The sequence below is a fragment of the Vulgatibacter sp. genome (assembly GCF_041687135.1).
In the GTDB taxonomy this organism is placed as follows: Bacteria; Myxococcota; Myxococcia; order Myxococcales; family Vulgatibacteraceae; genus JAWLCN01.
In genome coordinates, this window is record NZ_JAWLCN010000005.1 from 149,562 (window position 1) to 170,490 (window position 20,929).

At 72.2% G+C, this 20,929-nt stretch carries 16 protein-coding genes and 1 pseudogene; 4 read left to right on the top strand and 13 right to left on the bottom strand.

The annotated features are described in order from the left end of the window. Nucleotides 1–13: 13 nt before the first annotated feature. Together treS and ACESMR_RS14315 are read left to right on the top strand one after the other, a co-directional pair. Nucleotides 14–1,648: pseudogene (gene treS, locus ACESMR_RS14310) on the top strand (maltose alpha-D-glucosyltransferase); the annotation flags it as partial. A 129-nt stretch (nt 1,649–1,777) separates the two neighbouring features. Continuing rightward, nucleotides 1,778–3,328 (top strand): maltokinase N-terminal cap-like domain-containing protein, encoded by a 1,551-nt coding sequence (locus ACESMR_RS14315; RefSeq protein WP_373047874.1) that lies wholly within the window; start codon nt 1,778–1,780, stop codon nt 3,326–3,328. A gap of 21 nt (nt 3,329–3,349) precedes the next feature. On the opposite strand, the gene ACESMR_RS14320 is transcribed toward ACESMR_RS14315, so the two are convergent. The 10 genes from ACESMR_RS14320 to ACESMR_RS14365 all read right to left on the bottom strand — a co-directional run bounded on the left by ACESMR_RS14320 (nt 3,350) and on the right by ACESMR_RS14365 (nt 15,042). Beyond that, nucleotides 3,350–4,456 carry an AI-2E family transporter gene (locus tag ACESMR_RS14320; protein WP_373047776.1) on the bottom strand — a complete coding sequence of 369 codons (1,107 nt, stop codon included), beginning with the start codon at nt 4,454–4,456 and terminating at the stop codon, nt 3,350–3,352. A 102-nt stretch (nt 4,457–4,558) separates the two neighbouring features. Beyond that, nucleotides 4,559–5,767 carry an alanyl-tRNA editing protein gene (locus ACESMR_RS14325; protein ID WP_373047777.1) on the bottom strand — a complete coding sequence of 403 codons (1,209 nt, stop codon included), beginning with the start codon at nt 5,765–5,767 and terminating at the stop codon, nt 4,559–4,561. Then, the gene (locus tag ACESMR_RS14330; RefSeq protein ID WP_373047778.1) at nt 5,768–6,472 is read right to left on the bottom strand and encodes an arginyltransferase; all 705 of its coding nucleotides are present in this window, start codon (nt 6,470–6,472) and stop codon (nt 5,768–5,770) included. A 110-nt stretch (nt 6,473–6,582) separates the two neighbouring features. Beyond that, nucleotides 6,583–7,488 (bottom strand): biotin-dependent carboxyltransferase family protein, encoded by a 906-nt coding sequence (locus tag ACESMR_RS14335; RefSeq protein ID WP_373047779.1) that lies wholly within the window; start codon nt 7,486–7,488, stop codon nt 6,583–6,585. Then, nucleotides 7,481–8,107 carry a 5-oxoprolinase subunit B family protein gene (locus ACESMR_RS14340; protein WP_373047780.1) on the bottom strand — a complete coding sequence of 209 codons (627 nt, stop codon included), beginning with the start codon at nt 8,105–8,107 and terminating at the stop codon, nt 7,481–7,483. Before ACESMR_RS14340 ends, ACESMR_RS14335 begins: the two co-directional genes overlap by 8 nt. Nucleotides 8,108–8,238: 131 nt before the next feature. Beyond that, nucleotides 8,239–8,928, bottom strand: coding sequence for a LamB/YcsF family protein (locus ACESMR_RS14345; RefSeq protein WP_373047781.1), 690 nt, complete (start codon nt 8,926–8,928; stop codon nt 8,239–8,241). 52 nt (nt 8,929–8,980) lie between these two features. Next, a complete protein-coding gene (locus ACESMR_RS14350) occupies nt 8,981–12,703 on the bottom strand; it encodes an AAA family ATPase (RefSeq protein WP_373047782.1) in 3,723 nt (1,240 codons plus the stop codon). Continuing rightward, nucleotides 12,700–13,941, bottom strand: coding sequence for an exonuclease SbcCD subunit D (locus ACESMR_RS14355; protein ID WP_373047783.1), 1,242 nt, complete (start codon nt 13,939–13,941; stop codon nt 12,700–12,702). The genes ACESMR_RS14350 and ACESMR_RS14355 overlap by 4 nt, the downstream gene beginning before the upstream one ends. Nucleotides 13,942–14,047: 106 nt before the next feature. Then, nucleotides 14,048–14,623 (bottom strand): glycerol-3-phosphate 1-O-acyltransferase PlsY, encoded by a 576-nt coding sequence (plsY, locus tag ACESMR_RS14360; RefSeq protein ID WP_373047784.1) that lies wholly within the window; start codon nt 14,621–14,623, stop codon nt 14,048–14,050. Continuing rightward, the gene (locus ACESMR_RS14365) at nt 14,620–15,042 is read right to left on the bottom strand and encodes a DUF2752 domain-containing protein (RefSeq protein ID WP_373047785.1); all 423 of its coding nucleotides are present in this window, start codon (nt 15,040–15,042) and stop codon (nt 14,620–14,622) included. The genes plsY and ACESMR_RS14365 overlap by 4 nt, the downstream gene beginning before the upstream one ends. 162 nt (nt 15,043–15,204) lie before the next feature. On the opposite strand from ACESMR_RS14365, the gene ACESMR_RS14370 reads away from it, so the two are divergent. After that, on the top strand, nt 15,205–16,674 hold the full coding sequence (locus tag ACESMR_RS14370) for a Do family serine endopeptidase (protein ID WP_373047786.1): 1,470 nt from the start codon (nt 15,205–15,207) through the stop codon (nt 16,672–16,674). 1 nt (nt 16,675) lies between these two features. Here ACESMR_RS14370 and ACESMR_RS14375 read toward each other — a convergent pair whose 3' ends face one another. The 3 genes from ACESMR_RS14375 to ACESMR_RS14385 are packed head-to-tail and all read right to left on the bottom strand — an operon-like array spanning nt 16,676 to nt 18,428. After that, complete coding sequence (locus ACESMR_RS14375; protein WP_373047787.1) at nt 16,676–17,809, bottom strand: ribonuclease D; 1,134 nt, start codon at nt 17,807–17,809, stop codon at nt 16,676–16,678. Nucleotides 17,810–17,850: 41 nt separating this feature from the next. Then, nucleotides 17,851–18,171, bottom strand: coding sequence for a Grx4 family monothiol glutaredoxin (grxD, locus tag ACESMR_RS14380; protein ID WP_373047788.1), 321 nt, complete (start codon nt 18,169–18,171; stop codon nt 17,851–17,853). After that, nucleotides 18,168–18,428 carry a BolA family protein gene (locus ACESMR_RS14385; protein WP_373047789.1) on the bottom strand — a complete coding sequence of 87 codons (261 nt, stop codon included), beginning with the start codon at nt 18,426–18,428 and terminating at the stop codon, nt 18,168–18,170. Before ACESMR_RS14385 ends, grxD begins: the two co-directional genes overlap by 4 nt. A 294-nt stretch (nt 18,429–18,722) precedes the next feature. Here ACESMR_RS14385 and fusA point away from each other — a divergent pair, with 294 nt between their 5' ends. After that, a complete protein-coding gene (fusA, locus tag ACESMR_RS14390) occupies nt 18,723–20,819 on the top strand; it encodes an elongation factor G (protein ID WP_373047875.1) in 2,097 nt (698 codons plus the stop codon). Nucleotides 20,820–20,929: the final 110 nt, after the last annotated feature.

The following is a 20,929-nucleotide window of genomic DNA, read 5'->3' on the forward strand; positions in this document are numbered from 1 at the left end:
CAACGTCGTCCCGCTGAGCAACGATCCCCAGTGGTACAAGGACGCGATCATCTACGAGCTGCGGGTCCGCTCCTTCATGGACTCGAACGGCGACGGCGTCGGCGATTTCCGCGGGCTCACCGAGAAGCTCGACTATCTCCAGGATCTCGGCGTCTCCGCGCTCTGGCTGCTCCCCTTCTATCCCTCGCCCGGCAAGGACGACGGCTACGACATCGCCGACTATTTCGACGTCCATCCCGAGGTGGGCACCCTCGACGACTTCCGCCTCTTCCTCGACGAGGCGCACCGGCGCGGCTTGCGGGTGATCACGGAGCTGGTGATCAACCACACCTCCGATCAGCATCCGTGGTTCCAGCGGGCGCGGCGGGCGCCGAAGGGTTCGCCCTTCCGCGACTTCTACGTGTGGAGCGATTCGCCGGACCGCTACGCGGAGACGCGGATCATCTTCAAAGACTTCGAGCACTCGAACTGGGCGTGGGATCCGGTGGCGCACCAGTACTACTGGCACCGCTTCTACTCCCACCAGCCCGACCTCAACTTCGACAACCCCGAGGTCCACGCGGCGGTGGAGCAGGTGGTCGACTTCTGGCTCGGCCTCGGCGTCGACGGGCTCAGACTCGACGCGGTTCCCTACCTCTACGAGCGGGAGGGGACCAACTGCGAGAACCTGCCGGAGACCCACGTCTACCTGAAGAAGCTGCGCAAGCACGTGGACGAGAAGTGGTCCAACCGCATGCTCCTCGCGGAAGCGAACCAATGGCCCGAGGACGCCGCCGCCTATTTCGGCGACGGCGACGAATGCCACATGAACTTCCACTTCCCGATCATGCCGCGGATCTTCATGTCGATTCACCAGGAGGACCGCTTCCCGATCATCGACATCCTCGCCCAGACGCCGATGCTCGCGGAGAACGCGCAGTGGGCGCTCTTTTTGCGCAACCACGACGAGCTCACCCTGGAAATGGTGACCGACGAGGAGCGCGACTACATGTACGGCGCCTATGCGAGCGATCCGACGATGCGGATCAACCTCGGCATCCGGCGCCGCCTCGCCCCGCTGGTCGGCAACAGCCGCCGCCGGATCGAGCTGATGAACGCGCTGCTCCTCTCGCTGCCCGGCACGCCGGTGCTCTACTACGGCGACGAGATCGGCATGGGCGACAACATCTACCTCGGCGACCGGAACGGCGTGCGCACCCCGATGCAGTGGAGCGCCGACCGCAACGCCGGCTTCTCGCGGACCAACCCGCAGCGGCTGATCCTCCCGATCATCATCGACCCCGAGTACCACTTCGAGTCGGTGAACGTGGAGGCGCAGAACAACAACCCCAACTCGCTGCTCTGGTGGACCAAGCGGATCGTCGCGCTGCGCAAGCGCTTCCAGGCCTTCGGCAGGGGAACGATCGAATTCCTCCACCCGGAGAACGCGCGGGTACTCGCCTTCCTCCGCCACTACGAGGACGAGACGATCCTGGTGGTCGCCAACCTCTCGCGCTTCGTGCAGTACGTGGAGCTCGATCTCTCCAAATGCTCGGGCATGGTGCCGGTGGAGCTCTTCGGCAGGAACGAATTCCCGCCGATCGGCGACCTGCCCTACCTGCTCACCCTGGGCAGCCACGGCTTCTACTGGTTCCAGCTCAAATGGCCCCGGGGTGCCGAGCGGGAGGCGTGGGCCTCTGCCTACAACGCGCCGAACCTCGAGGTGCAGGGGAGCTGGGACGCGGTCTTCTCCGGCGAGGCGCGGACCGAGCTCGAGGAGTCGCTGCCCCTGTGGCTGGTGGGCAGGCCCTGGTTCCAGAGCGGCAGCAGGCAGATGCGCGCGGTGGAGGTGACCGAGGCCTTCCGGGTCGGGCCCGAGACGGTGATCGCGCTGGTGCGGGTCGAGTTCGCCGAGGGGGCGCCGGAGACCTACGTGGTGCCCCTCGCCCATGCGGACGGCGACGCGGGGGCGGATATCTGGGGCCGGGCGCCCAACGCGGTGGTCTGCCATCTCCAGCTCACCGGCGGCGGAGAGCCGCGGGCCGGGGTTGTATTCGACGCGCTGGCAGATGCGGAGGCCTGCAGGCCGCTGCTCCGCGCGGTGACCGAGCAGCTGCGCCAGCAGGGCAACGGCGGCGAACTCGTCTGCTCGGTGGAGGGCGAGCTCTTCGCCGAGGCAGAGCAGCTCGAGCCGCGGGTCCACAAGAGCGAGCACGGCAACGGCGCCATCGCCTTCGGCGACAGGCTTTTCCTCACCCTCTTCCGCAGGCTGGGCGAGGGGATGAACCCGGCGTTGGAGATCGGCCGCGCGCTGGTGCGCAGCGGCAACCCGCCCTGCACGCCGCCGCTCCTCGGCGCGCTCGAGTACGGAGCCCGGCGGCGGGAGCCCTTCACCGTGGGCGTGCTCCACACCATGGTGGCGAGCGAGAGCGACGGGCGGCAGTACACCCGCGAGGCGGTGGGCCGCTACCTGGAGCGGATCGTCACCGAGGACCGGGACGAGGTGCCGCCGGCGGTGCCGGAGCGCTCGCTGGTGCGGCTCGCGGAGATGGAGCCACCGCTGCAGATCGCCCAGCGGATCGGGCCCTTCCTCGACACCGCGCGGCAGCTCGGGCGCCGGGTCGGCGAGCTGCACGTCGGCTTCGCCGGCCTCGGCAGCGATCCGGCCTTCGCCCCGGAGCCCTACTCGGCGATGGATCAGCGCTCCACCTACCAGACCATGCGCAACGTGGCGGGGCGCGTGCTGCGGGCGCTGCGCGCGGCGATGCCGCGGATGGAGCCGGACTCGCAGCAGGTGGCGCAGGAGCTCCTCGCGCGGCAGGACCAGATCTACGAGCGCTTCGCGCCGCTGCTCGACTGCAAGCTCGCCGCGCTGCGGGGGCGGATCCACGGCGACCTCAACCTCGGGCGCTTCCTCTTCACCGGCCGCGAGTTCTACCTCGTCGACTTCGAGGGGGATCGGACGCGCTCGCTGGTGGAGCGGCGGCGGAAGCGCTCGCCGCTGCGGGACGTGGCGACGATGATCCGCTCCTTCCACCGGGTGGCGATCACCGCGATGCTCGATCCGGCGCTGGTGCGCGAAGGGGATCGGTCGCTGGCGACGCCGTGGGCCGACGCGTGGGGCGCCTGGACCTCGGCAGCGTTCCTCGGGTGTTACCTCGAGACCGCGCGCTCGACGCCCTTCGTCACCGAGCGGGCGGAGACGGCGCTGCTGCTCGACAGCTTCTCGATCGAGCACCTGCTCTGGGAGCTGGGCGGGATCCTCGAGGAGAACCCCCAGCGGGCGGACGTGGCGATGCACGGACTGCTGCTGATGCTCGAGGCGGGGCCCGGGGCAGGCAGGGCGTAGCGGCTTGCCGCGGCGGCGGCGCTACCGGCCTTCGCGGTCCGGGGCGCCGTCCTCGCGATCGCCGCGGGCCTCGGCCTGCGTCTCCGCGTCGCCGAGCGATTCGGCCACCGGCACGTCGGGCGGGAGCTGCATCCGCTCGCGGCGGAGGCGAACCACCTCCTGCACCACGATCTGCGCCACCGCTGCTGCGGGCACGGCGAGGATGGCGCCGACGATGCCGAGCAGCTCGGCGGCGAAGACCACCGCGAGGAGCGCGACGAGCGGGTTGATCTGGATGGTGCGGCGGTAGATCAGCGGGCCGAAGACGTTGTTCTCGATCTGCTGGTAGACCACGTACCAGGCCACGACGCCGAGGCCGATCCAGAGGCCGCCCGAGGCGAGGCCCACCACTCCCATCAGCGCGCCGGCGGTGATCGCGCCGACGAAGGGGATGAAGGAGCCGAAGCCGCTGACGATGCCGAGCGGCAGAAAATAGGGAAGGCCGAAGAGGGCGAGCGCGAGCGAGTTCACCACCGCGTTGATCGCCGCGAGGATGGCGAGGCCGGCGAGGTATCCGCCCACCGACCGATAGACCTCGTCGAGGAAGCGTTCGTAGCGCTCGCGGTTGCCGGGCGTCGCTTCCGCGAGGAGCCCCTTCACCAGCTTCCCGCCGAAGGCGAGCATGAAGATCACGGTGAAGAGGAGCGTGGCGACGACCACCACCCAGGTGACCACGTGGCGGAGCGCGGTGACCGAGGTGGCGAGGGTCTCCTCGGGCAGCTGCACCTCGCCGCCGAGGACGTTGTCGACGCCGAAGCGGTCCTGCAGGGTCGCGTAGAGCGAGCTCTCGCGGAGCTGCTCGATGAAGGTGGGCAGGCGCTCGACCAGCTGGCTCACCTGGTTCACGGCCTCGGGGATAACCAGCCATCCCGCCCCGACGGCGAGCAGGGCGAGCAGGGTGAGCACCGCGAGGATCGCCCAGGCGCGTCTCCAGCCGTGGCTTTGCAGAAACTGCACGCCGTGGTCGATGGCCACGGCGACGAGGGCCGAGGCCACTACGGTGCCCAGGGCGAGGAGCGTCTTGGCGAGGAGGAAGACGCCGATGGCGATCCCGAGGACGGTGAAGGTGACGGTGAGGACCGTCTTCACCGTGACCTGCGACCGGGGGAAGGCGCGGGGATGGGGACCGTCGGGCTGCACAGCGGGGAAAGGTGGCCATCGCCGCCCCGCCCCACAAGCGCCCTTCCTCGATCAGCTGGCGAGGGAGGCCAGCAATGCGGGGAGATCGGCGCCCGGGGGCAGCTGGCCCTCCGCCCGATCCGCCCTGCCGCCTCCACGGCCGCCGCCGGCCCGGGCGATGCGCTGGAGGAGCGCGCCTGCGTCCACCCCTGCGCCGGCGCCGCGCTGGATCACGAGGCGCGTCCCTGCTGCGGACGGCGCGGCGAGGAGCGCCACCGCGTCCGGCGCCTCGATGATGCGGGCGGCGATCGCGCGCAGCCCCTCGATCGGCTCGTCGGCGAGGGAGGCCACCACCCAGCGGGCGCCGTCCCGGGCATCCGCCTGCGCGAGGAGCTCGTCCGCCACGTAGCGGGCGAGCCGCTCCCGGAGCGCCGCCGCTGCACGGGCCTCGTCCCTGCGATCCGCCTGGAGGCGGGCGACGACCTGGGGCAATTCGTCGGGGCCGCAGGTGAGCCTGCCCGCCAGCTCGCGGAGGATGCGATCCTTGCGGGCGGCGTCGCGCAGGGCGCGCAGGCCGGTGGCGAAGGTGAGGCGCAGGCCGCCCTTGTAGCGCTCGACGCCGGTGATCCGGAGCGCGCCCACCTGTCCGGTGGTGGTGCAATGGGTGCCGCCGCAGGGCGAGACGTCGAAGCCCTCCACGTCCACCACGCGGATCTGCTCCGCCACCTTCGGGTCGCGGCGCAGGGGCAGCTGGGCCAGCTCCTCGGGCGTGGGCAGGAAGGCGCGCACGGGGCGGTCCTCGAGGACCACCCTGGCGACCAGTTCCTCCGCGTCTGCCAGGGCCTCGTCGGAGATGCGCTCTGCCGGGGTGTCGATGGTGCAGAAGCTCTCGCCGAGGCGGGAGGAGATCGTCGGGGCTGCGGCTCTGTCGAGGAGCGCCCGGGAGAGCAGGTGCTGCCCGGTGTGCTGGCTCATGTGGGCCCGGCGGCGCTCCTCGTCGATGCGGACGCGGATCCGATCGCCGGCTGCCGGGAGCGGGCTGCCGGGATCGAGGAGGTGGAGGACGCGGCCCGCTTCGTCCTCGCGTGCGTCTTCGAGGCGGGCGCTGCCGCCCGCCCAGATCGCCTGGCCGTGGTCGGCGAGCTGGCCACCCGCCTCCGGGTAGAACGCCGTCTCGCGGAGGAGGAGCGCGGGCCTGCCGCCCTGCTCGAGGGCGCCTGTCACCTCGGATTCGAAGTCGAGGAGGAGCGGGTCGCTCCAGTAGAGCCTCGGGGTCTTCATCTACGCGTCCTCGCGCTCGAAGCTCCGCCACGTGCCGCCGATGCGGCGCTCGTGCGGGAAGTACTCGGCCTTGTAGCGGAGGCTGCGGCAGCCCGCCACGTAGAGGCCGAGGTAGTACCAGTCGATCCGCCAGCTGGCACAGAGGCCGATCTCCGCCAGCACGGAGAAGACGCCGAGGGAGCGCCGCGACTCGTCGGGATCGAAGTAGTGGTAGACGCTCGAGGCGGCGCGCTCGCCCACGTCGAGGAGGCTGACGCCGACGAGCTCGCCGCCGGCGAGGTAGCGGACTTCGCGGGTATCGACGCAGGTCTCGAGGAATTGGAGCCGGTAGTCGGTCGCGTCGCTGTGGGTGGTGCCGAGGCCGCGTTCGAGCTTGTGCCGGTTGAAGAGCTCGAGATGGCGCGGGGTGATCCGCGGCCTGCCGACCTCGATCTGCAGGTCGCCTGCATTGCGGCGCAGGACCTTGCGCTGCGAGCGCGTGGGCTGGAAGCGGGCCACCGGGATCCGGAGGGGCTCGCAGGCGCTGCACGCGGTGCAGGCCGTGCGATAGAGGAAGGGCCCCGCGCGGCGATCGCCTCCTTCGAGCAGCTCGTCGAGCCGCTGCCCGGGAACCGGGCGCAGCGGAAGGCGCAGCGGCATCCGCGCCAGCTGCCCGGGGAGATAGGGGCAGGCCTCGTCCTCGGAATGGGCGACGACGAATTCCACGCGGCTTTCCGTTCCTGCCCGGCGATCTTCCCGGCGTTCGCTCACGGCGGCCTCTCCAGCATAACAACGGCGCGTCGGCCCGGTGCCCCCTCGGCGCGCGGCGGTGCGCATCAGCCGTCGAGCATCTCCCAGCGCGCCCGGTGGGCGGCCCAGGCTGCGCGGGCCACGTCGGCCTCCACCACCTCGAAGCGCACCTCCGCGCCGGGGCGCCGGGCGGCGAGGGCGCCGCGATCCGCGCGGATCACCGTGGCGATCACGGGATAGCCGCCGGTGGTGGGATGGTCGGGGCCGAGGACGATGGGGGCGCCGCCTGCAGGCACCTCGATCGCACCCTCCACCATCGGCAGCGAGATCCCGGCGTCGGCGCCTCTGCGCTCGAGCGCCGGGCCGAGGAGGCGAAGGCCGGTGCGATCGCTCGCCGGATCGATCCGCCAGCTGGCGGCGCAGAAGGCGTCGAGAGCACCGGAGGCGAAGGCGCCCTCGTCCGGGCCCGGAATTACCCGGATCGCCGCACGGGGGTCGAGCGCCGCCACCTGGTGCGGTGGAGCGAAGAAGGGTTCGGCGGCCGCGGCCACAGGCAGCCGATCGCCGCGGCGCAACGGACGGCCCTCCCAGCCGCCGAGCGAGGCGACCCGCAGCAAGCCGGTGCCGCCGAGGACACGGGGCACGACGAAGCCGCCGCGCACCGCCACGTAGGCCAGCCGTTCGGGCTGCGGCGGGCCGAGCCGCAAGGCCTCGCCCTCGGCGAGCTGCACCGCGCCCCTGCCGCTGATGCCGAGGGTGAGCGGGCCCCCGACGGCGGTGAGCACACCGGGAACGAAGAGCTCGATCGCAGGTGCATCCCAGCGATTGCCCACCGCGCCATTCGCAGCGGCGAGGAGCTCGGGGACCCACGCGCCGCCAGGTGGCACGCCCTCGTGGAGGTGGCCGCGCCTGCCGCCGTCCTGGATCCAGGCGGGGCCTGCGAGCCCGTCGATCGCGACGAAGCGCGAGGGAGAAAGCAGGGCTTCAGACACGCTCGAACCGGACCCGATCTCCGAGCTGCAGCGCGGCGCCGCGCTCGGTGTCGAAGGGCGCGAAGCCCACCACCGTGCCGATGAGGTTCCAGCCGCCGGGGGAGGCGAAGGGATAGACGCCGGTGCGAGCGCCGGCGATCCCGACGCTCCCTGCGGGAACGCGCTGGCGCGGCGAGGGGAGGCGGGGCCTGGCGATGCGGGGATCGACGCTGCCGAGGTAGGCGAAGCCCGGCTGGAAGCCGATCGTCTCCACCACGTAGGTCGGGGCGAGGTGCAGGGCGATCACCTCCTCGGTCCCGCGCCCGGCCCATGCCGCGACGGCCGGCAGATCGGGACCGTCGTAGCGGACGTGGACAACCACCAGCTCACCAGCAGCAGCGACGCCGCCGCCGTGCTCCACCGCAACAAGCGCAGCGGCGACGTCGGGGATCGGCCCCTCGGCCTCGAAGACCACCGCCGCATGCTGCTCGGCGACCACCACGTCGCGGACGCCGGGGAGCGCACGCAGCCGATCGAGCACCAGCCGCCGCTGCCCTCGCAACGACGGAGGCAGCTCCACCCGCACCGCGCCGTCGCCGAAGGGCACCACCACGATCGACTCCGCTGGAGCGCTGCTCACCTCGCCCCTCCCCGTCTCGGCAGGGTGACACGATCCGCAGGGATCGCGCGCCGCATCCCTGCCCCCGGCCGCCTCCCCCGTCTCGGCAGGGTGAGACGATCCGCAAGGATCGCGCGACGGCCGCTCCGTGCTCACGGCTGCGCCTCCAGCGCCGCCCGGACCGCAGCGGCGATCGGGATCGCCGCGGGGCCGTCGCCATGCACGCAGAGCGTGTCGAAGCGACCGGAGGCAGCGAGCCGCAGCGCCTGGAGCCTGGCTGCCGCCGGATCCTCGAGCACCGCCCCCGGCTGCCCCCGCGGCAGGAGGTGCCCGTCCGGCAGGAGGCCGCGATCGGCGAAGCCCTCGCGGAGAAAACGCATCCCCAGCTCCGCCGCGACGCTTTCGAGGGCGCCACCCGGCGGTCCCACCACCGCGACGCCGCTGCCTAGCGCCGCGGAAGCCCCCTCGATCACCGCGCAAGCCAGCGCCGGATCTCGATCCGCCGCGTGGTACAGGGCGCCGTGCGGCTTCACGTGACCCAGACCGACGCCCACCTCGGCCGCCACCGCGGCGAGCGCCGCGCACTGCTCCTCCACCGCGGCCCGCACCGCCCCGGGCGCCAGCGCCAGCTCCCGCCGGCCGAAGTGCGCCCGGTCGGGATAGGCGGGATGCGCGCCAGCCCCCACGCCAAAGCGCCTGCAGCGCTCCAGCGCACGCCGCATGCTCGCCCGATCGCCCGCGTGCCCACCGCAGGCGACGTTGGCCAGCTGGGCCTGCCGGTAGAGCGCTTCCGGCTCGTCGGGAAGCTCACCGAGATCGATGTTGAGCAGGCAGTGGGCCATCTCTTCCACCAGTCTATGGGTGCACACGCCTGCGCGCCCCTGTCCCATCGCTTCAGCTCACCAGGACCTGCACCCGGCTGCTGCCGCTGCCCTGCGGCGCCACGCGGACCTGCACGCCGATCCGCTCCGCCATGCCGGGCACGTGGGAGATGAGCCCGACCTTGCGCCCTGCAGCCTGCAGCGCATCAAGGGTCGCGAGCGCCGTGTCGAGCGTCTGCGGATCGAGGGTGCCGAAGCCCTCGTCGATGAAGAGCGACTCCACCGGCGTGCTCCGCGCCGACAGCGCCGAGAGCCCCAGCGCCAGGGCGAGCGAGACGAGGAAGGTCTCGCCGCCGGAGAGGCTGTTCAAGCTGCGGACCTCGTCGGCCATGTCCCGATCGATCACCTGCAGCTCGAGGTTCGCCCCCGGCGCTCGCTCGAGGCGGTAGCGCGGCGCCAGCTCCCGCAGGTGGCCGTTGGCGTGGACGAGAAGCGCATCGAGGGTGAGGCTCTGGGCGAAGAGCTGGAATTTGTCGCCGGCGCTCGAGCCGATGAGCTCGTGCATCGTCTCCCAGCGCGCGTTGTTCCGCTCGGCCTCCTCGATCCGCGGCAGGAAGGCGGCGCTCTGGGCCCGCGCTTCGTCGTCCCGCTCGCGCTTGCTCCTGCTGCCGTAGAACGCAGCCTCTGCCGCTTTGTGCTCCGCCTCCGCCAGGGCCCGCGCCTCCTCCGCCGCCTCGCGCTGCACCGCGGGCGCCCCCGTCTCCTCGTGGGCCAGCCGCTGGGCCCGCCGCTCCTCGAAGCGCCCCTGCGCCTGTGCCCGCAGCGACGAGAGCCGCTCGGCCTCCTCGCGCCAGCGGGCGACCTCCGCCGCAGGCAAGGCGAGCCTGCGCCGCACCTCCGCCACCTCGAGCTGCCGGGCGGCAGCAGCAGCAGCGACCGCCGCAGCGGCGTCCGCAGCTCCCTGTCGCTCCGCCGCCACCTGCTGCAGCGCCGACTCGGCCCGCGCCCCTGCAGCAGCGGCCCGCTGCCGGAGCTCCGCCTCGCGACGCCGCGCCGCCTCGAGCGCCTGCACGCAGCCCGCCGCCACACGGCGCAGCCGCTCCTCGACTGCAGCGACCGCCTCGCCCCCGAGCAGCTCCCGGCGCCTGGCGCGCAGGCCCTCGAGCTCCGTGGTCCGCGCTTCGAGAAGCACCTGCCCCGCCTCCGCCTGCGCCTGCGCCTCGGCGACCTGCGCCGCCGCAGGCCCCCGCTCCGCCCCGACCACCGTGAGCCGCCCCGAGATAGCGAGGCGCTCCGTCTCCCGCCCTCGCCAGGCCGCCACCTGCCGCGCCGCCAGCGCCGCGAGCTCGCCCGGCGCAGCGACGAAGGCCGCCTCCCAGCCGTCGACCCGCGCGAAGGGCTCCGAGAGCTCCGCCCGCAGCCGGGCCAGCTCCTCCCCCTGCCGCGCCAGCGCTTCGCGCCGTTCGGCCAGCGCCCGCTCCTCGCGCTCCTTCGTCGCCTCCGCGAGGCGCTGCGCCTCGAGCGCAGCCTCCCGGCGGCGTCGCACCCCCTCGAGCACCTCGCGGGCGCGCCGCTGCGCCTCTTCCGCTGCAACCGCCGCCGCCTCTCGGGCCTGGAGTTCCTGCCGCCGCGCCGCGAGCTCGGCGAGCCACGCCTCGATCGCGGATCGGGCCGAAGCAGCACCACCGGAGCCGAGATCCCGCGGCGAGAGCGCTGCCGCCCCACGCCAGCGTTCCTCGAGTTGCAGCAGCGTGCCCTCGTGCGCCGCGCGCTCCCGCGCTGCCTGCTGCCCGCGCGTCGCAGCCGCGGCGATCCTGCCCACCAGCTCCCCGAGCCGGCGTTCACAGGTGGTGAGACGCGCCTGCAGGCCGCCCACCCGCTCCTGCCAGCTGCGCACGAGCCCCGCCGCAGGTGGCGCCTCCGCGGCGAAGGGATGCGCCTCCGAGCCGCAGAGCGGACACGGCTTGCCCGGCACCAGCTCCTCGCGTCGCCCCTCGAGATCGAGCATCGCCCGCGCGCCGTCGAGGGCCGTCCGGGCCAGCGCCAGCTCCTCCTCGATCGACGCTCGCTCGCCGTCGGCAGCGGCGCGCTCCGCCTCGAGCCCAGCGCCGTCCGACGCCGCCGCCTTCTCCTGCGCCGCGGCGCTTCCGCGCGCAGCGTCGACCCGAGAAGCCTCGGCGCAGAGCCCCTCGAGCAGCCGCGCCTGCGCCGCCTCTTCCTCCCACGCCCTGCCGTGGGCGCGCACCGCTGCGAGCGCCTCCGCCGGCGCCGCACCTTCCGCCTGCTGCAGCGCCGCCTCTGCCGCATCCACCTGCGCCTGCGCCGCCTCCCGCGCGGCAACGGACCGCTCCAGCGCAGCCGCTGCATCTGCCGCCGCCTGCTCCAGCGCCGGCAGTGCCGCGAGCCCCGCGCGTCGCTCTGCATCGAGCCCCGCCGCGCGCTCGAGCGTCGCCTGCCAGCGCTCCCACTGCGCTGCCACCGGCTCCCAGCAGACTTCCGCCAGCCGGAAGGCCTCGATCCCCTCGAGCTGCTCCCGGAGCGAGGCCTCCTCGCCCTGCAACTGCTCCAGCCGCCCGCGCAGCTCCACGAGTCGCGCCTCGAGCCGGCGCGCCTCGTCGCCCGCCTCGCTCCGCCGCTTCTCGGCTGCGGTGATCTCCACGTCGCGCTGCCGCGCCTCCTCGATCTGCGGCCCCAGCACCTCCCGCGCCGCAGCCTCCGCCCGCTCCCGCTCCGCAGCTGCAGCGACCTCGGCAGCCGCCCCTTCGATCGCCCCCGCTGCAGCAGCCGCCTCCGCCTCCGCCTGCGCGAGGAGCCCCGCCGCAGCCTCGCTCCGCCGCGCCGCCTCGTCCGCGCCGTGGACGAGGGGGCGCAGCTCCGCCACCTCCTCCACCTGCCGCAGCGCCTCGCGCCCCGGCGCCGCCGCCTCCCAGGCGCTCTCCGCCTCCCGAAGCGCTGCAGCAGCCGCCGCCTCCGCCGCCACCGACGCCTCCTGCGTCCGGTACCAGCGCACCGCCTCCCCGGCAGCCTCGAGCGCAGCGCGCGCAGCACCGAAGGCCACCTCCCGCTCCCGCAGCTCCGCCTCGAGGGCGGCCCGCGCCTCCGCGTCGAGGACGGGCAGCGCCCCGTGCTCGATGCGCAGCGCTGCCAGGGCCTGCTTCGCCGCGGCGAAGCGCTCGTGGGCCTTCACCGAGAGCTCCCGGTAGATCGCCGTCCCCGTCACCGCCTCGAGGAGCTCGGCGCGCTTCTTCTCGTCCGCCCGGAGGAAGGCGGCGAACTCGCCCTGCGCGAGGAGCACCGAGCGGCAGAACTGCTCGTAGTCGAGCCCCACCCGGTTCCGGATCTCCGCCCGCACCTCGGTGAGGACCCTGCCGATCGCCGTCCCCTCGCTGTCCCAGAGCTCGTGGTTCACCGTCTGCAGGTTGCCGTCCGCCCTCCCCCGCGCCCTGCGCGCGGTCCAGCGCGCGCGGTAGCGGCTGCCGTCCCTGCCGACGAACTCCACCTCGGCATGTCCGGCGCCAGCGCCCCGGCGCAGGATCGAGCGGGCGTCGGTGTTCTGGATCCGCTGCCCGTCCTCCGCCCGCCCGACCTCGTGACCCCGCCCCGTCACCGAGGCGATCCGCGGCGTGGTGCCGAAGAGCGCGAGGCAGAGGGCGTCGAGCAGCGTGGTCTTGCCGGCGCCGGTGGGCCCGGTGATGGCGAAGAGCCCCGCCCGGTCGAGGGGCGCCGCGGTGAAGTCGACGGCGAAGGCGCCCTCGAGGCTGGCGAGATTCTCGCCCCGGATCGCGAGGATCTTCATCGGCTCTTCTCCTGGTGCACGGCGTCGAGGAGCTCGTCGAAGGCGGCGAGCAGATCCGGAGGCGGCGCGCCCTCGTAGCGCTTGCGGTAGCAGTTGGCGAAGACCTCGCCGGGCTTCAACTCGTCGAGCATCCGGTCCACCACCTGCTCCGCGAGGCTCCTGCCGTCGCCGGAGAGCTCGACGCCGAGCCGCACCAGCCGCGCCGCCCGCCCGGCGAGCGCCGCCTCGACCCGGGCCCGCAAGCCCGGTTCCGGCGCCTCGAGCCGGGTCCGCACCTCGAGGAAGGGCAGCTCGTGATCCGCCTCCTCCCCGCGCTTCGGCAGCTTCTTCAGCGCGGCCAGCAGCTCCTCTGGCGGCAGCGTGCCCGTCTTCGGGACGCGGAGCAGCTCCACCGCCCGCGGCACCGGGATCTCCTCGATCGACCCGAGCTTCTCCCCCTCGAGCTCCACGAGGCAGACCTGGTGCCGGTAGTCGATCTCCGCCATGGAGAGCGGCAGCGGCGAGCCGCTGTAGCGGACGTTCTCCCGCCCCACCCGCTGCGGCCGGTGGAGGTGGCCGAGGGCGGCGTAGGCCACGTCCTCAGGGAAGATGTCGAGGGGAAGGGCGTGCTGGTTGCCGCCGAGGATCCGCCGCTCCGAGAGCTCGGAGATCTCACCCTTCACCATGTAGCAATGGCCCATCGCCACGATCGCCTGCTCCGGCTCGCGCCGCGCCCGCGCCGCCTCGAGCACCTCGGCGTAGACCGCGCGCACGCCTTCGATCAGCGGATCGTCCGCGCCCTCCCGGGGCAGCAGATCCGCCGGCCGGAGGAAGGGGACCGCGGCGACCCAGGCCGCCACCTCGCCCCGCCCGTCCCGCAGCGGCACCAGCAACCGCTCCACCTCCAGCGCCCGGGAGGCCCCCCTCGGCAGCCCGCCCACCACGCGGACGTCGAAGCCGACGAAGAGCGGCGCCGGCGCGTCGAGCCGATCCGCCGAGTCGTGGTTCCCGCCGATCACCACGATGTCGAGGGCGGGAAAGCGTCGCCGGGCCTCCGCCACGAAGCGGTACCAGATCGCTTGCGCCGCTGCGGACGGGTTGGCGGTGTCGAAGACGTCGCCGGCGACGAGGAGCGCGTCGACCTGCCGGGCCTCGATCGTCCCGAGGAGCCACGCGAGGAACGAGCGGTGCTCGTGCTCCCGGGGCAGGTCGTGGAGCGTGTGCCCCAGGTGCCAGTCGGAGGTGTGGAGGATGCGCATCGAAGTTCCCTCGCCTGCAATGGCGACGGACCTTACCAGCCCCCTCTGACACTGGGTCCAGCCTTCGCAAAACCCGCAAACATCCCGCGCGCTTGCACGCCCCGGCTCAGACCCGCCGCTCCTCGCGCCGGAGCAGCCGCCGGATGTTGCCGCTGTGCCGGACGAAGATCACGAGGACCATCGCCAGAATCCCCCAGGCGAACGCCGGCGAGGGCGCCACCAGGAAGGCCACCAGCGCCGCCGTGAGCGCGCCGGCCAGCGAGCCCAGCGAGCTCACCCGGAAGGCCTTGTAGAGGCCGACGTAGACCACCACCCCGGCGAGCGCCGCCAGCGGCACCAGCGCCAGGTTCACCCCCAGGGCCGTCGCCACGCCCTTGCCCCCACGGAAGCGCAGGTAGATCGGGAAGCAGTGGCCGATGAAGGCGGCGAAGCCCACCGCCGCCATCCACCACGGATCCGCCAGCAACTTCGCCGCGAGGAGCGCGGGCACGAAGCCCTTCGCCGCGTCGAGGAGGAGCACCAGCGCCGCGACCCGCTTGCCAGCGGCGCGGGCGACGTTGGTGGCGCCGATGTTGCCGGAGCCGACCAGCCGCACGTCGATACGGGCGAAGCGCCGGGCCACGAGGAGGCCGAAGGGGACCGCGCCGAGGAGGTAGGCGCCGACGAGAAACGCGAGGTTCAACGGGGTCCCCCCTGCCAGGAGAGCCACGCCCAGTTGGCGGAGAAGAGCGCCAGGGGGCCCCAGCGGGTGAGAAGGCGGTGCGGCCGGAAGACGGGCAGCTGCAGCCCCGGCACCAGCCAGGAGAGGCCGATGGCCAGCGAGAAGAGGCCCCAGGCGTAGAAGGCGAGCGTCGCCAGGGGCGAGGCGGAGAGCGCCCCGAGCAGGTCGAGCCGCGCCGCCCGCACGAAGGCCCTGGTGAAACCGCAGGTGCCGCAGGGCCAGCCGGTGAATCGCTGGAAGTGGCACGAGGGCCAGAGCCGCTGCACCGCCGGCAGCAGCGGAAAGAGCCACGCGGCGATCCAGGCGACGGCGCCGGCGCCGGCGAGCGCATCCCAGCGGGAGGGGCGGTCGGGCCTGCGCGTCCACTCGATCGCGATCACGCGTCCTCCTCCCGGCGGCATTGTCGGTCGCGATCGCCGGTCTACCCGAAACGGGAGGCAGCGGGCAACGGCGCACGCCAGCAGCGGCGCCTTGCAGCAGCGCCGCCCCCTGCACACGCTACCCGCTGTCGCGGGAGCCGAAGCTCCCCCTGGAGGCGATCGATGGAGCTCCACCGCCTGGCGCTCGTGGCCCTGCTGGCAGTGGCCTGCGGCGCCAAGCCCGCAGAGCAGCAGAAGGATCCGGCCCGCCCCACCCTGCAGCTGATCCAGGGGCCGCAGGCGGTGCCGAGGGTAACGCCCCCAGCAGGCGAGCTGAACGGCGCCCTGCCCACCCTGGCGCCGCTGGTGGAGGCGGTGCGACCCACCGTGGTCGGCGTGACCACCCGCGCGACCCTCGATCCGGAGGAGGCGCCGCCCGAGCTCCGGGAATTCTGGCGGCGCTTCTTCGGCAACGAGGCCCCTCCCTTCGAAGGCGGGCCGCAGGGGCCGCAGACCGGCGTGGGCTCCGGCGTGATCATCGATCCCCAGGGGATCGTGCTCACCAACAACCACGTGGTCGAAGGCGCCGAGGAGGTGCTGGTCAAGACCGCGGACGAGAAGGAATACACCGCCGAGGTCCTCGGCACCGATCCCGAGACCGACATCGCCGTGCTCCGCCTCAAGGAGGTGAAGGGCAAGCTCCCGGCGGCGCGGCTCGGCTCCTCGGATCCCTTGCGCGTCGGCGATTTCGTGGTGGCGATCGGCAGCCCCTTCGGCCTCGAGCTCACCGTCACCAGCGGGATCATCTCGGCCAAGGCCCGGGTGATCGGCGCCGGCCCCTACGACGACTTCCTCCAGACCGACGCAGCGATCAACCCGGGCAACTCCGGCGGGCCCCTCTTCGATCTCGGCGGGAACGTGGTGGGGATCAACACCGCCATCGTCGCCACCGGCGCCGGGATCGGCTTCGCCGTCCCCATCGACCTCATCCGCGCCTTTCTCCCGCAGCTCGTCGAGGCGGGGCGCGTGGTCCGCGGCTACCTCGGCGTCGGGATCCAGGATCTCACCCCGGAGCTCGCCGCCGCCCTCGAGCTGAAGCGGCGCAAGGGCGCGGTGGTCGCCTCGGTCCAGCCCGATGCGCCTGCAGCAGGCGAGCTGCGCATCGGCGACGTGGTGATCGGGATCGAGGGGCAACCGGTGGAGGGTGCCGCCCAGCTCTCGCGGCGGGTGGCGCAATTCGAGCCTGGCGCGAAGGTCGACCTGACCCTGCTCCGCGACGGCAAGGAGCGGAAGGTGGAGGTGAAGCTCGGCGAGCGGCCCCGGGAGCCCGGCGTCCGGCGGCCCGGCGACGAGGCGCCGCAGCGCGAGGGCCCCCTCGGCCTCTCGCTCCAGGAGGTGCCCCGCGAGCTGCAGCAGCAGCTGCGCATCCAGGGCGGCGCCCTGGTGGCCGACGTGCAGCCGGGCTCCCGGGCGGCGGAAGCAGGGCTGCAGCCCGGCGACATCGTGGTGGAGGCGGACCGCAAGGCGGTGCGCTCGCCCCGCGATCTGGCCGAGACCGCGAAGAGGGCCGGCAACCGGCCCCTGCTCCTCCGCGTGGTGCGCGAGGAGGGCGCCGCCTTCGTGGTGGTCCCCCCGGCCCGCGATGCAGAGTGACTCAGGGCGCCTCGAGCAACGCGAGCAGCGCCTCGCCGTAGAGGCGCTGCCGCTTCTCCCCGAGCCATGGCACCTGCGCGAGCTCGTCGAGATCCGCTGGCGGCTGCGAGGCGAGCCGGTCGAGGACCGGCGTGGGCAGGATCACCGATGGGGTGACGCCCCGCGCCTTCGCCGTCTCGTTGCGGAAGGCCTTGAGCCTTTCCTCCCGATCCCGGCGCTCCGGATCCCGCCGCCCCTCGTGCGCCGGCGGCGGCGGCAGCTCGCCCCGCGCCCCGGCGAGGGAGAGCCGCTCGATCTCGGCGAGGAGCTCGCGCCCCGCCACCTTGACGAAGGAGCCCTTCACCCCGGGGATCCGGGCGAGCTCCCGCTCGTTCTTCGGAAGCCGGGTGGCGATCTCGCCCATCGCCGCGTTGGCGAGGACCCTGCCCACCGGCACGTCCCGTGCGGACGCCTCGCGGTGCCGGAGGCGATCCACCACCCCGGCGACGGCCAGGCCGAGGGCGGTGCGGGCGGTGGTGGGGAGCTTGAGCCGGGGCGGCGCCTCGGGCTGCGCCGCCTCCCAGGCGATCCGCTCGAATTCGAGCTCGAGCTCCTCCCAGATCTCCTTCTCCTTCGCCTCCCGCTCCAGCTCCGCTGCGAGGGGGAGCAGGTAGCGCACGTCGTCGGCGACGTAGGCGTGGAGCTCGGGAGGAAGGGGGCGCTGGCCGAAGTCGGCGGTCTGGTGCTCCTTGGCGAGGCGCACGCCGAAGCGGGACTCCACCAGGTTGCCGAGGCCGACCCTGTCGACCCCGAGGAGCGTGGCGGCGCGGTGGGTGTCGAAGAGGCCCTGAACGTGCAGGCCCTCCCGCGCCAGCACGCGCAGGTCGCCCTGCGCGTCGTGGAAGACCTTGCGCTTGCCGGGATCGGAGAAGGCCGGCGCGAGGGCCTGCGGCGCGACACCCTCGGCGAGGGTATCGACCACGATGATCTCGTCCTCGGTGGCGATCTGCACGAAGCAGAGGCGCCACCGGTAGGCGTACATGGCGTTGGTTTCGACGTCGACCGCCAGGGCCGGGGCTGCTGCCAGGGCCTGCTGCAGGCCGGGGAGCGCCGCCGCGCCGGCGACGTCGATGATGCGGTGGGGCTGCGTGCTCACGGGCGGCACCCTACCCGCCCGTGGGCCGGAGCTCCAAGCGCTTACTTGGCAGCGTCGAGCAGGGGCGCGAGCTCGCCGCGCTCGTGCATCTCGCGGACGATGTCGCAGCCACCGACGAACTTTCCGTCGACGTAGAGCTGGGGGATCGTCGGCCAGTTCGCGTACTCCTTGATCCCCTGGCGGATCTCCGGGTCCTTGAGCACGTCGTAGGCCGCCACCTCGGTGGCGCCGGCGCTGCGCAGTGTCTCCACCGTGGAGGCCGAGAAGCCGCACATCGGCATGTGGGGCGAGCCCTTCATGAAGAGGACCACCTTGTGGCCCTGCACCATCTCGTCGATCCGCTTGCGGAGCTCCTCGTTCACTTGCTGCCTCCGGTCCGGGCCCACTGGTCCGGGGTGTAGGTCTTGAGTGCCAGCGCGTGCAGCGAGCCAGCGTCGATCTGCGCCCGAAGGGGCGCGTAGACCATCTGGTGCTGCTCCACCATCGTCTTGCCGGCGAATGCCTCGGATACCACCCGGGCCTGGAAATGATCGCCGGTGCCGGTGGTGTCGATGACCTCCACCTCGGCGCCGGGGAGCGCGGCGACGATGCGCCGCTCGATGTCCTTGGGGTCGAGCATGGGGCCTTTCGTAGCGTCCGGCAGCGAGACCTGCAACCGGTTCCTCGGGGGCTCGCTCCCGGGAAAAAGGCGAACTCCCCGATTGGCATCTTGACCCGGCGGCATAACTCATGCTGCAAGCCGGTTCGAAACGCGACTCCCACTTGGGAAAGGTGGGAGAGTTGTGGTAAGGAGCGCCGCCGCCTGGGGTGGCGTCGCAGTATCGAGACCCTGCAAGCACGCTGACCGTGCCCGGCCTCGCCGTGGAGACCCGGCAGCTCTGTTTAGACCAAGGAAGGAATCACCGTGGCCTCTATGAAGCTGGACATGATCCGCAACATCGGGATCTCCGCGCACATCGACTCGGGCAAGACGACGCTCTCCGAGCGCATCCTCTTCTACACCGGCAAGGTGCACGCGATTCACGACGTCCGCGGCAAGGACGGCGTCGGCGCGAAGATGGACTCGATGGACCTGGAGCGTGAGAAGGGCATCACGATCCAGTCGGCCGCCACCTATTGCGAGTGGAAGGGCCACAACATCAACCTCATCGACACCCCCGGCCACGTGGACTTCACCATCGAGGTGGAGCGCGCGCTCCGCGTCCTCGACGGCGCGATCCTCGTGCTCTGCTCGGTGGCCGGTGTGCAGTCGCAGTCGATCACGGTCGACCGCCAGATGAAGCGCTACAACGTTCCGCGCCTCGCGTTCGTCAACAAGATGGACCGCGCCGGCGCGAACGCCCTCCGCGTCGCTGGCCAGCTGAAGGAGAAGCTGGGCCACAACGTGGTGATGATGGTGCTCCCGATCGGCGCCGAGGATCGCTTCCAGGGCGTCGTCGATCTCGTCCGCGAGAAGGCCGTCTACTTCGACGGCGACAACGGCGAGAACGTCCGCGAGGAGGCCGTGCCTGCCGAGATGGTGGACCAGGTCGCCGAGTACCGCCAGAAGATGATCGAGACCCTCGCCGACGTCGACGATCAGATCGCCGAGAAGTTCCTCGCCGACGAGATGCCGACCATCGAGGAGATCGTCGGGGCGGTCCGCCGCGCGACCCTCGCGCTCAAGATCACCCCCGTGTTCTGCGGCTCGGCCTACAAGAACAAGGGCGTGCAGGTCCTCCTGGACGGCGTGCTCAGCTACCTGCCGAACCCGGAAGAGATCAACAACTTCGCCCACGACCAGAAGAACAACGAGGAGAAGGTCAAGCTGGAGAGCGACGCCTCCAAGCCCTTCGTCGGCCTCGCGTTCAAGCTGGAAGATGGCCGCTACGGTCAGCTGACCTACATGCGCATCTACCAGGGCACCGTCCGCAAGGGCGACTTCATCTACAACGTGTCGAACGGCATGAAGAAGGTGAAGGTCCCCCGCCTGGTCCGCATGCACTCGGACGAGATGAACGACATCGAGGAGGCATCCGGTGGCGACATCGTGGCGCTCTTCGGTGTGGAGTGCGCCTCGGGCGACACCTTCACCACCGGCGAGGTCCAGTACACGATGACCTCGATGCACGTGCCGGAGCCGGTGATCAAGCTGGCCGTCGCCCCCAAGGACAAGACGGCGCAGGCCAACTTCTCCAAGGCCCTCAACCGGTTCACCAAGGAGGATCCCACCTTCCGCGTGACCCGTGACGAGGAGTCGGCACAGACCATCATCGCCGGCATGGGCGAGCTCCACCTCGACATCTACGTGGAGCGCATGAAGCGCGAGTACGGCTGTGAGGTGATCGTCGGCAAGCCCCAGGTGGCCTACCGCGAGTCGATCTCCCAGCGCGCCGAGTTCAACTACACCCACAAGAAGCAGACGGGTGGCTCGGGCCAGTACGCGAAGGTGGTCGGCTACATCGAGCCGCTGCCGGAAGACGCGATGCAGCAGTTCGAGTTCGTGGACGAGATCGTCGGTGGCTCCATTCCCCGCGAGTTCATCCCGGCCTGCGAGAAGGGCTTCGTCGACGCGATCTCCAAGGGTTCGCTCATCGGCTTCCCCGTCGTGGGCACCCGCGTCGTGATCAACGACGGCGCCTTCCACGCGGTGGACTCTTCGGAAATGGCGTTCAAGACCGCCTCGATCCAGGCGTTCCGCGAGGGCTACGCCAAGGCGGGCGCGCAGATCCTCGAGCCGATCATGAAGGTCGAGGTCCAGACCCCCGAGGAGTTCCAGGGCGCCGTGATCGGTGGCCTGAACCAGCGCCGCGGCGTGATCCTCGGCTCGAACACCAACGAGGGCTTCACCACCGTCGAGTGCGAGGTGCCGCTCTCCGAGATGTTCGGCTACTCCACCGACCTCCGGTCGGCCACCCAGGGCAAGGCGGAGTTCTCCATGGAGTTCGCCAAGTACGCTCCGGTGCCGCGCATGGAGCAGGAGAAGCTGATCGCGCAGTTCAAGGAGAAGAAGGCCGCCGAGCAGAAGTAAGGCGTCCTCGCGCGTGTTCTCCACGGGGGCCGGTATCGTTCTTCGATGCCGGCCCCCGCGTATTTTCCGCGCGCCCCCCGCGAAGGCAGGCGCGCACCACGAGGCCTTCA

Excerpts from the sequence above, each read along its gene's own strand:
- ACESMR_RS14325 (WP_373047777.1), bottom strand. The coding sequence starts at position 5,767 with ATGAAGACCCCGAGGCTCTACTGGAGCGACCCGCTCCTCCTCGACTTC.
- ACESMR_RS14345 (WP_373047781.1), bottom strand. The coding sequence starts at position 8,928 with ATGGCCCACTGCCTGCTCAACATCGATCTCGGTGAGCTTCCCGACGAG.
- ACESMR_RS14350 (WP_373047782.1), bottom strand. The coding sequence starts at position 12,703 with ATGAAGATCCTCGCGATCCGGGGCGAGAATCTCGCCAGCCTCGAGGGC.
- ACESMR_RS14355 (WP_373047783.1), bottom strand. The coding sequence starts at position 13,941 with ATGCGCATCCTCCACACCTCCGACTGGCACCTGGGGCACACGCTCCAC.
- ACESMR_RS14370 (WP_373047786.1), top strand. The coding sequence starts at position 15,205 with ATGGAGCTCCACCGCCTGGCGCTCGTGGCCCTGCTGGCAGTGGCCTGC.
- ACESMR_RS14385 (WP_373047789.1), bottom strand. The coding sequence starts at position 18,428 with ATGCTCGACCCCAAGGACATCGAGCGGCGCATCGTCGCCGCGCTCCCC.
- fusA (WP_373047875.1), top strand. The coding sequence starts at position 18,723 with ATGAAGCTGGACATGATCCGCAACATCGGGATCTCCGCGCACATCGAC.